Genomic DNA, 12,755 nt, shown 5'->3' on the forward strand with positions numbered 1-12,755 from the left:
ACTGACCGGCTGACGCGGATGGTGCTAAAAAAGGGTGGGTGAGCCGGATTAAACTGTGGCTCCATACAGGAGCCACAGGTTAGGCACTGGGAAACTGCTTTAGTTCGATGCGAAATTAGTTAGCAACGATATTCAGCAGTTTGCCCGGTACGTAAATCACTTTGCGAATTGTTTTTTCGCTAGTGAATTTGGTCACGCCTTCATCGGCCATTGCCAAGGCTTCGACTTGTTCTTTTGTTGCATCAGCGGCTACTGTCAGCTTAGCACGCAGCTTGCCGTTTACCTGAACAACAATCAGTTTCTCGTCTTCAACCAAGGCTTTGTCGTCAGCCACAGGCCAATCAGCATGGTCAACGTCGCTCTGGCCCAGCGCTTCCCACATCTCGAAACAGATATGCGGAGTCATTGGGTATAGCATACGAACGATAGCTTTCAGTGCTTCGTCTAGTAGGGCACGGTCTTGTGCACTTTCCTGCGAGGCTTTGGTCAGCTTGTTCATCAACTCCATGATAGCTGCGATAGCCGTGTTGAATGTCTGGCGGCGGCCGATGTCATCGCCCACTTTAGCGATAGTTTTGTGAACATCGCGGCGTAGGGCTTTCTGATCTGAAGTTAGAGCAGTTACATCTAGCGCTTCAGTTTCGCCTTTGGCTGTGTGGTCGTGAACCAGTTTCCAAACACGTTTTAGGAAGCGGTTAGCACCTTCAACACCAGATTCTTGCCATTCCAGCGTCATGTCGGCAGGAGAAGCGAACATCATGAACAAGCGAACGGTGTCGGCACCGTACTTATCAACCATTTCTTGCGGGTCGATACCGTTGTTCTTCGACTTGGACATCTTGGTCATGCCCGAGTGAACCACTTCGTTGCCTTCGTTATCAACAGCCTTGGTGATACGGCCTTTGTCGTCACGCTCAACCGTTACGTCGGTTGGGGCAACCCAGATTTTCGCGCCTTTGTCGTTGGTGTAGTAGTAAGCATCAGCCAGTACCATACCCTGACAAAGTAGCTGCTTGAACGGCTCGTCGCTGGTAACCATACCACAGTCGCGCAGTAGTTTGTGGAAGAAGCGAGAGTACAGCAGGTGCATACATGCGTGCTCGATACCACCGATGTACTGGTCAACTGGCAGCCAGTAGTTCGCGGCATCAGAATCTAGCATCTCGTCAGCCTGTGGCGAACAGTAGCGTGCGTAGTACCAAGACGATTCCATGAAGGTATCGAAGGTATCCGTCTCAAGCAGTGCTGGCTGGCCGTTGAACGTAGTCTTCGCCCACTCTTTGTCGGCTTTGATCGGGCTAGTTACGCCGTCCATCACCACATCTTCAGGCAGGATCACTGGTAGCTGATCAGCTGGTACCGGGTGAACTTCGCCGTCTTCAGTCGTCACCATTGGGATTGGAGCACCCCAGTAACGCTGACGGGATACACCCCAGTCGCGTAGACGGAAGTTAACGGTTTTCAGGCCTTTGCCTTCTGCTTCCAGTTTGGCTGCGATGGCATCGAATGCCGCTTGGAAGTCCAGACCGTCGAACTCACCTGAATCGAACAATACGCCTTTTTCGGTGTATGCCGCTTCAGTGATGTCTAGCTCGCTACCGTCTTCTGGCTTGATCACAGGGATGATGTCCAGGCCGTACTTGGTGGCGAACTCGTAGTCACGCTGGTCGTGGGCAGGTACTGCCATTACCGCGCCTGTGCCGTAATCCATCAGGACGAAGTTAGCAACGAATACTGGTACTTCACGGCCGTTTAGCGGGTGAATCGCCGTCAGGCCAGTTGCCATGCCTTTTTTCTCCATGGTTGCCAGTTCAGCTTCGGCTACCTTGGTGTTACGGCACTCTTCGATGAACGCAGCAAGCTCAGGGTTGTTCTCAGCCGCCGCTGTCGCTAGAGGGTGGCCTGCAGCGATACCGACGTAAGTCACGCCCATTAGGGTGTCTGGACGGGTTGTGTACACTTCCAGATCGTCGTGGCCTTTCACTTCGAACTTAAGTTCTACACCTTCAGAGCGGCCGATCCAGTTGCGCTGCATGGTCTTGACCATGTCAGGCCAGCCTTCAAGGCTGTCTAGGTCGTCCAAAAGCTCCTGGGCGTATTCAGTGATCTTGATGAACCACTGAGGAATTTCTTTTTGCTCTACCGGCGTGTCACAACGCCAGCAGCAACCGTCTTCTACCTGCTCGTTAGCCAGTACAGTCTGGTCGTTCGGGCACCAGTTTACTGAAGAGGTCTTCTTGTAAACCAAGCCTTTTTCGTACAGCTTAGTGAAGAACTCTTGTTCCCAGCGGTAGTATTCAGGGGTACAGGTCGCGAATTCACGGTTCCAGTCGTAGCCGAAGCCCAGCAGTTTTAGCTGGTTCTTCATGTATTCGATGTTTTCGTAAGTCCAAGGCGCAGGTGCCGTCTTGTTCTTAACCGCGGCGTTTTCAGCAGGCAGACCGAATGCATCCCAGCCGATTGGCTGCATAACATTCTTGCCCTGTAGGCGCTGGTAACGAGATATCACATCACCGATGGTGTAGTTACGCACGTGACCCATGTGCAGTCGACCACTTGGGTACGGGAACATGGAGAGACAGTAGAATTTTTCTTTATTAGGGTCTTCACTTACAACAAAGGTCTTTTTGTTGTCCCAATGTTCTTGAACTTTCTGTTCAATGTCCTGTGGACGATATTGTTCTTGCATCGATGACATCCGGGATTTTGTGAGTTGAGTACAAACACATTCAATATAATCGACATAGAATAACTAAAGGTAAAGGTGTCAACAATAGCTGAAACCACTTCGGGGACGAATTGTTGGCCGATAATGGTGCCAATTACGCAGAAGGCAGGCGGATGCCGGTGAATTAGCGGATAGGAGGTGACCTATGGCAACAAAGAAAACGGATTATGAGGCGCTACTCGAGCAAGTGACGGAAACCCTCAAACACAGCCCTGATGAGCTAAAACACTGGGCAGAGGTGACGGAAAAGTACCGGCAGGCAGCCAGTGACATGACCAAGGATGAGCTGGCACTGATTTCTGCTTACCTCAAGCGGGATGTGCAGGAATTCGGCCAGAATGCCGATGAAAGCCCAGCCCCGTTTGGCGACAGCCCGTTCTACCGGGTGGTGAAAGAAACGATTTGGGAGGGGCTGGCCGAAGCTACGGACAAAACCCAGATAGAATGGCATGAAGTGATGGGGGACCTCAAGCATCAGGGTGTCTATGAAGCGGGCGAGATTGTCGGCCTTGGCCATTTGGTGTGCGAAAAATGCGGTCATGACGAAGTGATTACTCACGTCAAAGAAATATCAGCATGCCTTAACTGTGGGCATACCCGGTTTACCCGCAAACCACTCTCTCCTTAGCTTTTTTCATCAAACTGATAAATTGAAAAACGGGCCAATAGGCCCGTTTTTGTATCGTATGTTGCATGGATACGCACTGATTTAGTTTAGTGGCTCTACCGTTTCAACGACGATTGTCGTTGGTTGGGTCTCTGGTAGTTGTACGGGCTCTGGCAACTGTACAGGTTGAGCTGCAGATGGGTTGTTAACCGGCTCGACACTGAATTTCTGGCCGGCGATTGCCGCTTCCACCATCATCCCGCCCTTGGCAACGGTGAAGACTGCAACACCATTGGTGTAGTCGGCATCGACGTAGTTATCGCCCGCGCTGGCACGGAACCCTGATGTCCCTGCGTTGGCCTGGGCACCCTCGGTCAAGGCGACGGCAGAGGCGGAGGCATCGAGTTCGAAGTTACCACTCATGAAGCGGTCGTAAGCGCGTTTGTCTTGGAAGAAGACAATCTCGCTGTAGGACTGGCCACCAAACTGTAGGCCGAAAGAGACTTGGTATAGTTTGGCATGGCCGGTGAGCTGGCCGTCTTTGAACACGGAGCCGCTACCGTAGGCCCCACCGACCCAGAAACCACCTTTACCGACGGACGGGAAGACCGCATAACCATAGGCAGTATGGAAAAAAGGCTGGGTTTGCGAAGCGGCCTGGAATTGGGTCAGGGCCGCTTGGGTTTCAAGATCTTCTTTGGCGACTGAGCCTGTGGCGACGCAGAGCATGGCGACGCTGCATAGCATCGCGAATAATTTATTGATCGATTTCATTGGCATTCCCCAAGTAGACGTTGTGCTGTTTTTATCCCAAGTTGCAGAAAGTGCAGTGGCACATTCGAGGACACAGTGCTTGGTTATATGGCCAATATATTAACAAGGTGAATGAAAAGGCGAAGGGGTTACCTTCGCCTTTTGGGAGCATTGTCAGCGTATATTCAGTGTTGGCTGCGGTGCAGGTTATTCGTGGTAGTTGATCTGTGGTTGCTCGTCACGGAAGCGGCCAGCCTGGCGGCGGATCAGGATCCAAGACAGGGCAACAGACCACAGCATGTAGATGTATAGCGGCCAGCTACCAAGGGTGGTGTAAGGCGTCATACCGATTGTCGGTACCACTTTAGCCCTCAATACGCCGGTTTCGAACTGCGGGATCTGCTCAATGATTTTACCTTTGTGATCGACAATGCCGGTCAAGCCACTGTTAGTTGCGCGGAGCAATGGCTTACCCACTTCCAATGAGCGCATTTGGGCAATTTCCATATGCTGGAATGGGCCGATAGATTTACCAAACCAGGTGTCATTGGACAGGGTCAGCAGGAACTCGGTATCAACATTGACGTTACGACGTACTTGCTCACTAAAAGCGACTTCGTAGCACAGTGCTGGTGCCAGTGAGTAACCGTTGGCCTCGAGGTTAGGCTGGATATAATCACCGCGGCTAAACGACGACATTGGCAGGTTGAAGAACGGTGCCAGCGGGCGCAGGATATCGCCAAACGGGACGAACTCCCCAAATGGCAGCAAATGATGTTTGCTGTAGCGCTCGGCCTGATCGTATTGGTACGGGCCAACCGCATTGACGCCAAGGGTCAGGATGTTGTTGTAGAACTCGCCATCCTCATTCTGATCCAGCACACCGGTGATCACTGTACTGTTGTTGTTGCGCGCGGCGGCATCTAGGTTCTGCAGGAAGGTGGTAACCTGGGTCTCCAGTGCAGGGATCGCCGCTTCCGGCCAGATGATGATATCTGCCCCCCAGTTTTCCCGGGTCAGGTCGGTGTACTTCATCAGGGTTGGCCAGCGCTGGCTCGGTAGCCATTTGATCTCTTGCGGCACGTTGCCCTGGATCATCGCGACATCTACGGTGTTGTCTGCATCAGGCTTGACCCATTGCTTTTGGCCGGCAAACAGGCCTAGGGCCAGGACAAACACTGGGATTAACAGTGGACGCCAGTTGCGGTAGTAGGTAGCGGCGACGAGGGCACCACAGCTAATCACGATGGCGAGGGTGATACCCTCGACACCCAATATCGGTGCAAAGCCGGCATACGGGCTGTCGATTTGGCTGTAGCCCAGCCACAACCACGGGAAGCCCGTCATCAGCCAGCCGCGGATCCAGTCGAGGATAAGCCAGATCACCGGGCCGCTCAGCATCAGCTGGTGGAATGGGCGGCCACGGTTGAATTTGTTAAATAGGGCGCCGAAGACGGCAGGGTAGAGTGCGAGGTAGCCGATGAGTAGGGCCATCAAGCCCCAGCCGGCAATCCATGGCATTCCACCGAAGTTGGCGATGCTGACGTGTACCCAGCTGATCCCGGTACCGAATAAGCCTAATCCCCAGAGAAAACCTATCAAGCCGGAACGCTTGACCGATTGGTTCTGAAGTAGGTAGAGGAAAATAAATAGGGAAAGGGGAGCAAGGTACCAATGGTGGTACGGGGCGAAAGATAGGGTGGCTAAGGCACCTGCTGGGACAGCCAGCAATGGCTGTCCCAACTTCTTAAGGGTATTTGTTGTCATTCGTTATGATGTTGTCGTCGGTTGTGGTGCTTCGTGAGGCACGGTCACTTGCAACTGAATAACCCGGCGGTTGTCGGCTGACGTTACCTTGAATGAGTAGCCCGCCAATTCAACGATTTCACCACGGGTCGGCAGGTGGCCGAAACTCGTCATGACCAGGCCGCCGACAGTATCGACTTCCTCATCGCTGAACTGGGTATGGAACATTTCATTGAACTCTTCAATGGTTGTCAGTGCTTTAACCGCAAAAGTATGCTTGCTTAACTGACGGATATCCTGTTCTTCCTCGTCGTCGAATTCATCTTCGATTTCGCCAACGATTTGCTCCAAGATATCTTCAATGGTGATAACACCGGATACCCCACCAAACTCATCCACCACAATGGCCATGTGGTAGCGCTCTTCACGGAACTCCTTGAGCAGGCGGTCAACACGCTTGCTTTCAGGTACGACAACCGCAGGTCGCAGTACTTTTTCCATGTCGAACGGTTCGCTGTTCGGTTGCAGGTAACGCAAAAGATCTTTGGCCAGAAGGATACCTTCGACGTGGTCTTTGTCGTCACTGATGACCGGGTAGCGGGAATGCTGGGCATCAACAATTAAATCAATCAGATCCTCTAGCTTCTGAGAACGCTCGATTGTGACCATCTGAGAGCGCGGGATCATGATGTCACGGACACGCATCTCGGAGATTTCCATGACCCCTTCGAGCATGTCGCGGGTGTCGTGGTCGATCAAATCGTTTTCTTCTGAATCACGGAAAACTTCTACCAGTTCTTCGCGGTTCTGTGGCTCGCCCTGGAACAGCTGGCCAATACGTTCAAAGAAGGACTTTCTACTCGGACCTTCAGAATTTTGTGAGTTATCTTCGTTCATTGTTTGTAAGAATTACTTCTCTCAGTTAAGTGGCTGTGCCACGGGAAATGATACGGTAATTAGATTGTACCGTATCAGTTTGACAACAATATCATGAAAAGGTTAATGCTTTTCTTCGGCATACGGATCGGCAAAGCCCATCTGATGCATGATCTCCGTTTCCAAGCCTTCCATCTCTTCAGCTTCGTCGTCCTCAATATGGTCATAACCTAGCAGATGCAGACTGCCATGTACAACCATGTGTGCCCAGTGGGCATGTAGAGGTTTATCCTGTTCCTTGGCTTCTTTTTCGACAACCTGTCGGCAAATGATCAAATCACCCAGTAGTTCCAGTTCAACCCCCGGTGGTGCCTCAAACGGGAAAGACAGCACATTGGTTGGCTTGTCTTTACCACGGTACTCGTGGTTCAGGCCATGGCTTTCTTTCTCATCGACCAGCCTAATGGTAACTTCGGCATCGGCCTGGAAAGGCGTGACTGCCGCATCCAGCCATTGCTGGAATTGGGCTTCGCTCGGCATACCGTTGGTGTTGTCGGTCGCAACTTGGAGATCAAGATAAATCGCCATTAGTTTGTTTTTTCCGTTTCTGTTTCTGGTGTCGCTGCTGGCACTGATACCGGCGCTTGCTTTGCCGCTTGCTCATCACGACGGCGCTGCTCTGCCAGTTTGCGCTGCTTCTGATCTTCGCTCTCCCACACTTCGTACGCCTGGACAATACGCGCTACGACTGGGTGGCGGACAACATCGTCAGCCTGGAAGAAGTTGAAGCTGATTTCATCGACATCAGAGAGTACTTCAATAGCATGGCGTAGGCCTGAACGAGCACCGCGTGGCAGGTCGATCTGGGTGACGTCACCGGTAATTACCGCTCGGGAGTTGAAACCAATACGGGTCAGGAACATTTTCATCTGCTCGACCGTGGTGTTCTGGCTCTCATCGAGAATGATAAAGGCGTCATTGAGGGTACGGCCACGCATATAGGCAAGTGGTGCAACTTCAATCACGTTACGCTCAATCAGCTTCTCGACACGCTCGAAGCCCAGCATTTCAAACAGGGCATCGTACAGCGGACGCAGGTAAGGGTCGACTTTCTGGCTTAGATCGCCCGGAAGGAAACCCAGCTTTTCACCCGCCTCAACCGCAGGACGGGTCAGCAGGATACGGCGGATTTCCTGACGCTCAAGGGCATCAACAGCGGCAGCAACCGCGAGGTAGGTTTTACCTGTACCAGCAGGGCCAATACCGAAGGTAATGTCATGGCGAACCATGTTGGCAATGTACTGAGCCTGGTTTGGCGTACGCGGCTTGATCACCCCTTTCTTGGTTTTGATCACCACTTCCTTGCCGTAAGGAATGCTCGACTCGGTCGATTGCTCAAGCACACCGGACTCTTTGATAGCCAGGTGGACCTGATCAGGCTCGATATCAGGAATGGTGTTGCGAACCGGGGCGGTATCGACATACAGGGTTTTGATGATATGGGCGGCGGCTTCGGCGGTGTGGGGTTGGCCGACTACGCTGAAACTGCTGCTGCGGTGGTTGATTTCTACACCCAAACGGCGTTCAAGTTGTTTGATGTTATCGTCGAAAGGGCCACAAAGGCTGGAAAGGCGATGGTTATCGGCAGGTTCCAGATTGAATTCAATAGTTATAACTTTGCTCAAGATTTGCCTCTCAATAGGGCCACCCGTCTGGGTGGCCTCGGGTTCAGGGCGCGTCCTACTTTGTTCAGACGGGCGTCTTACTATGGAGTATATACGCCAACACCCAATTCATCTTCTTTGCGTGTTTTCTCCATCACTTCGGCAGGAGACATGGCCACGCGTAGGTCCATTTCCGCTTCAGTGCGAACCAAATCACCACGTAGTGAGTTGGTGAAGACGTCAGTGATTTTCACGTCAACGAATTGGCCGATAAGCTCTGGTGAACCTTCGAAGTTCACGACACGGTTATTTTCAGTACGGCCACGCAATTCCATTACGTTCTTCTTCGATGGGCCTTCAACCAGAATACGCTGCTCGGTACCTAGCATCTGGCGAGAGAAGCGCATAGCTTGAGTATTGATCTGTTGTTGCAGTTCGTACAAGCGTTCTTTCTTCACTTGCTCAGACAGATCACATGGGTAATCGGCTGCTGGCGTACCAGGGCGCGCTGAGAAGATAAAGCTGAAGCTGATATCGAAGTCGACATCGCGGATCAGTTTCATCGTATCCTGGAAGTCCTGATCAGACTCGCCCGGGAAACCGACAATGAAGTCTGAGCTGATAGTGATATCCGGACGCGCCTTGCGCAGTTTGCGGATCTTCGACTTGTACTCGATTGCCGTGTGCGGGCGCTTCATGTTGGCCAGGATGCGGTCTGAACCACTTTGAACCGGTAGGTGCAGGAAGCTCACCACTTCTGGGGTGTCTTCATACACTTCGATGATGTCATCGGTGAACTCGATTGGGTGGCTAGTGGTGTAGCGGATACGGTCGATGCCGTCGATTGCCGCAACTAGGCGTAGAAGTTCTGCGAAAGTCGCAATTTCACCGTCATGGGTGTCACCACGGTAGGCATTCACATTCTGGCCTAGTAGGTTAACTTCACGTACGCCTTGCTCTGCCAGTTGGGCGATCTCGAACAGAACGTCATCCAGTGGGCGGCTAACTTCTTCACCACGGGTGTAAGGAACCACACAGTAAGTACAGTACTTAGAGCAGCCTTCCATGATAGAAACGAAAGCTGTCGGGCCTTCGGCACGTGGCTCAGGCAGGCGGTCGAATTTCTCGATCTCAGGGAAAGAGATATCCATGACAGGCGCATGATCGCTTTGTGATTGCTTGATCATCTCAGGCAGGCGGTGCAGTGTCTGTGGGCCGAAGATAACATCGACATACGGTGCACGCTGGCGGATTGAGTCGCCTTCCTGGGTTGCTACACAGCCACCCACACCGATCACTAGGTCAGGTTTTTTGTCTTTTAGGGTTTTCCAGCGACCAAGCTGGTGGAACACTTTTTCCTGGGCCTTTTCACGGATGGAGCAGGTGTTAAGCAGCAGAACGTCTGCTTCTTCTGGTTCTTCCGTTAACTCGAAGCCATTGGCTGCATTAAGAAGATCGGCCATTTTCGATGAATCGTATTCGTTCATCTGGCAACCCCAGGTTTTGATAAGCAGTTTCTTAGCCATGTCTAACTCTTCACTCGTAGTGTTTATTCATTGCATTTCACATTGCTTGTCTCCGCTTCGGCAGCCGAAAAAAGGCCGCCTGCGGTAGCAAGCCGCGTATTGTACTGCTTTAAAGCCTGCCTGACTAGATCATCACCACCCCGAATATTTTGTGGTTTTTTATTGTGCCGCTACTGGTTTGAGTTTATTGAGGGTTTGCGTGCCGAGCTGGCGCATCTGCTGGCGTATCCAGCGGCTGCGCTGCTGAATATAAGGCGTCATTGGCGCAGGTTGCATCCGGTACGGGTTTGGTAATACCGCCGCGAGCTGCGCCGCTTGCTGGGCATTCAATCGGCTTGCTGGGATCCCGAAAAAGGTCTGGCTTGCGGCTTCAACGCCAAATAACCCTGGGCCGAACTCGACGATGTTCAGATAGACTTCGAGGATCCGTGTTTTTTCCCACAGTAATTCCATCCACAGTGAGAAATAGAGCTCAACCCCTTTGCGCAGGAATGTCCGGGAGGGAAAGAGAAACAGGTTTTTGGCAGTCTGCTGGGTGATGGTGCTGCCACCCCGGCTGGGGCCGCCACTACCGGTTTGCTTGATAATTGTCAAAATGGCGTTGATATCAACACCATGATGGTTAGGAAAGTGCTGATCTTCAGAAGCAATCACTGCCAGTTGTACGTTGGGTGATATTGCCTCAATAGGTACCCAGAGATGGGCAGCGCGCGGCGGGTAGCCTTGCGGTGGAAATATATTGCGGTGGAGTTGCCAACCCCAGACGGGCGGGTCGATGTATTTGCCTGCCAATACCAACAGGAAGGGCAACACAAGGGCTAGCAAGAGTAGCCTGAGCAGCCAACGTTTGATAAATCCGATCATCCACCTTATCCCTGTGTAGGTTCGCGGTTATTAATCACTGATGCGCTTGTGAAATTTAGTTAGAATAAAGGCAAGAGCGCCAGTGTGCGCTGAACTTTTATCTTGAGCATAACAAATGGAAACCGGAATGGAACAGTTTGATGTGGTTGTGGCCGGCGGCGGTATGGTTGGGGCGGCAACAGCAATAGGTTTGGCCCAACAAGGGTTATCTGTTGCAGTATTGGAAGGGGTACAGCCAGCCCCATTTGAAGCCTCGCAGCCGATGGATTTAAGGGTATCGGCCATTTCTCCACATTCTGTTTCATTGCTAGAGCGGCTAGGGGCATGGGAGGCGGTCACAGCCATGCGCCTATGCCCGTATAAGCGGCTTGAAACTTGGGAGCACCCTGAGTGCCGTACCCGCTTCAATGCCGAACAAATGCACCTGGATCGCCTTGGTTATATTGTTGAAAACCGAGTGATCCAACTGGCACTGTGGCAGCAGTTCGAGCTTTACCCGAACCTGACGGTGAAATGCCCGTCCCGCATGGTCTCGGCGACTGATAGTGATAATGGCCAAGTGATTGTGCTCGAAGACGGCAGCCAAATCCAAGCGACTTTGCTAGTCGGTGCCGATGGTGCGAATTCTAAAGTCCGCCAGCAGGCTGGGATTGGCATCACCGCATGGGATTACCGCCAGCATTGTATGCTGATCAATGTCGAAACCGCCTTGCCACAGCAAGATATTACCTGGCAGATGTTCACGCCTCACGGACCGCGCTCATTCCTGCCGCTGCCGGGCCATCAGGCCTCGCTGGTGTGGTATGACAGCCCATCCCGTATTCAGCAACTCTCTGCGCTGAGCCCTGAGCAATTGGAAGCACAGATCAAAGCCCACTTCCCGGCAGAGCTTGGCGAGTTCAAGGTGCTTAATCATGGCCGTTTCCCACTCACTCGCCGTCATGCCCAGACTTATTATAAGCTGGGTATCGTGCTGCTTGGGGATGCTGCACATACGATTAACCCATTGGCAGGGCAGGGAGTCAACCTTGGCTTCAAGGATGTCGATGTGTTGCTGCATGAAATCGAGAAAGCAGGGCAGGATTGGCCGCAGCAACGAGTGCTCAAAGCTTATGAGCGCCGCCGCCGTCCTGATAACGTATTGATGCAAAGCGGGATGGACTTTTTCTACACCGCATTCAGCAATGATTTGCTGCCGGTGAAGTTTTTGCGTAATGCTGGATTGAAACTGGCTGAGCAAGCCGGGCCTATCAAGCAGAAAGTATTGAAGTATGCGATGGGGATGTAGCGGACTTTTTCTTGCCAATTAACAACCTGCAGAAAGAAAAAAGCCGAATGTTCTTTGAAAAACATTCGGCTTAACAACCAGAGAGATACGATCATTGAGTTGGTTGTAAAATCTGTTGTCTAACCTTTTGGATATCGATGTATATCGTTAACCAAGTGCCAGACATAAGAAAACCCACCAAAAGGTGGGTTTCTAAATATGGTGCGGAAGGAGAGACTTGAACTCTCACACCTTGCGGCGCCAGAACCTAAATCTGGTGCGTCTACCAATTTCGCCACTTCCGCGTACTTACCGTCTAATTTCATTTTAGCAATGAATCATTAATGACGTTAAGCAAAATATGGCAGGGCTACCTGGATTCGAACCAGGGAATGACGGGATCAAAACCCGTTGCCTTACCGCTTGGCGATAGCCCTGCAGTGTGCTCTTCTGAGCATGTTAGAGAGAATGGTGCGGAAGGAGAGACTTGAACTCTCACACCTTGCGGCGCCAGAACCTAAATCTGGTGCGTCTACCAATTTCGCCACTTCCGCATATATTGTAGCTGATCACTCAGCGTTTTCTCTAACATCAAACTGAACATCTACGATGGTCAATTTAAATAATGGTGCGGAAGGAGAGACTTGAACTCTCACACCTTGCGGCGCCAGAACCTAAATCTGGTGCGTCTACCAATTTCGCCACTTCCGCATACTTACCGAAT

Annotated in this window: 10 protein-coding genes and 4 tRNA genes; 2 read left to right on the forward strand and 12 right to left on the reverse strand. The window is 51.9% G+C overall.

Annotated elements, in window-relative coordinates; all coding sequences use genetic code 11:
* Positions 1 to 115 precede the first annotated feature (115 nt).
* A complete protein-coding gene (leuS, locus tag BIZ37_RS08625; RefSeq protein ID WP_107301011.1) occupies positions 116 to 2,689 on the reverse strand; it encodes a leucine--tRNA ligase in 2,574 nt (857 codons plus the stop codon).
* A gap of 184 nt (positions 2,690 to 2,873) precedes the next feature.
* Between leuS and BIZ37_RS08630 the strand changes: the two genes are divergently transcribed.
* Positions 2,874 to 3,356, forward strand: a complete 483-nt coding sequence (locus tag BIZ37_RS08630) for a zinc ribbon-containing protein (RefSeq protein WP_107301012.1) — start codon at positions 2,874 to 2,876, stop codon at positions 3,354 to 3,356.
* A gap of 81 nt (positions 3,357 to 3,437) precedes the next feature.
* On the opposite strand, the gene BIZ37_RS08635 is transcribed toward BIZ37_RS08630, so the two are convergent.
* The 7 genes from BIZ37_RS08635 to mtgA all read right to left on the reverse strand — a co-directional run bounded on the left by BIZ37_RS08635 (position 3,438) and on the right by mtgA (position 10,764).
* On the reverse strand, positions 3,438 to 4,109 hold the full coding sequence (locus BIZ37_RS08635) for a YSC84-related protein (protein WP_187461150.1): 672 nt from the start codon (positions 4,107 to 4,109) through the stop codon (positions 3,438 to 3,440).
* A gap of 186 nt (positions 4,110 to 4,295) precedes the next feature.
* The gene (gene lnt / locus BIZ37_RS08640; RefSeq protein WP_187461151.1) at positions 4,296 to 5,855 is read right to left on the reverse strand and encodes an apolipoprotein N-acyltransferase; all 1,560 of its coding nucleotides are present in this window, start codon (positions 5,853 to 5,855) and stop codon (positions 4,296 to 4,298) included.
* 3 nt (positions 5,856 to 5,858) lie between these two features.
* Positions 5,859 to 6,731 (reverse strand): CNNM family magnesium/cobalt transport protein CorC, encoded by an 873-nt coding sequence (corC, locus tag BIZ37_RS08645; protein ID WP_107301015.1) that lies wholly within the window; start codon positions 6,729 to 6,731, stop codon positions 5,859 to 5,861.
* 102 nt (positions 6,732 to 6,833) lie between these two features.
* Positions 6,834 to 7,298: an rRNA maturation RNase YbeY gene (gene ybeY, locus BIZ37_RS08650; protein ID WP_187461152.1), complete on the reverse strand. Its 465-nt coding sequence runs from the start codon at positions 7,296 to 7,298 to the stop codon at positions 6,834 to 6,836.
* On the reverse strand, positions 7,298 to 8,398 hold the full coding sequence (locus tag BIZ37_RS08655; protein WP_187461157.1) for a PhoH family protein: 1,101 nt from the start codon (positions 8,396 to 8,398) through the stop codon (positions 7,298 to 7,300). The genes ybeY and BIZ37_RS08655 overlap by 1 nt, the downstream gene beginning before the upstream one ends.
* Positions 8,399 to 8,475: 77 nt before the next feature.
* Positions 8,476 to 9,900 (reverse strand): tRNA (N6-isopentenyl adenosine(37)-C2)-methylthiotransferase MiaB, encoded by a 1,425-nt coding sequence (miaB, locus tag BIZ37_RS08660; RefSeq protein WP_187461153.1) that lies wholly within the window; start codon positions 9,898 to 9,900, stop codon positions 8,476 to 8,478.
* 159 nt (positions 9,901 to 10,059) lie between these two features.
* Positions 10,060 to 10,764 (reverse strand): monofunctional biosynthetic peptidoglycan transglycosylase, encoded by a 705-nt coding sequence (gene mtgA / locus BIZ37_RS08665; protein WP_187461154.1) that lies wholly within the window; start codon positions 10,762 to 10,764, stop codon positions 10,060 to 10,062.
* 127 nt (positions 10,765 to 10,891) lie between these two features.
* Here mtgA and BIZ37_RS08670 point away from each other — a divergent pair, with 127 nt between their 5' ends.
* Entirely contained in the window at positions 10,892 to 12,052 is a 1,161-nt protein-coding gene (locus BIZ37_RS08670) for a 2-octaprenyl-3-methyl-6-methoxy-1,4-benzoquinol hydroxylase (protein WP_187461155.1), read from the forward strand.
* A 199-nt stretch (positions 12,053 to 12,251) separates the two neighbouring features.
* Here the strand turns inward: BIZ37_RS08670 and BIZ37_RS08675 are convergent.
* The 4 genes from BIZ37_RS08675 to BIZ37_RS08690 all read right to left on the reverse strand — a co-directional run bounded on the left by BIZ37_RS08675 (position 12,252) and on the right by BIZ37_RS08690 (position 12,742).
* Positions 12,252 to 12,336 (reverse strand) — tRNA-Leu (locus BIZ37_RS08675).
* Between the two features lie 57 nt (positions 12,337 to 12,393).
* Positions 12,394 to 12,468 (reverse strand) — tRNA-Gln (locus tag BIZ37_RS08680).
* Between the two features lie 32 nt (positions 12,469 to 12,500).
* Positions 12,501 to 12,585 (reverse strand) — tRNA-Leu (locus BIZ37_RS08685).
* Between the two features lie 72 nt (positions 12,586 to 12,657).
* Positions 12,658 to 12,742 (reverse strand) — tRNA-Leu (locus BIZ37_RS08690).
* Positions 12,743 to 12,755 lie beyond the last annotated feature (13 nt).

The organism is Photobacterium sp. BZF1, from assembly GCF_014349205.1.
Taxonomy (GTDB): Bacteria; Pseudomonadota; Gammaproteobacteria; order Enterobacterales; family Vibrionaceae; genus Photobacterium.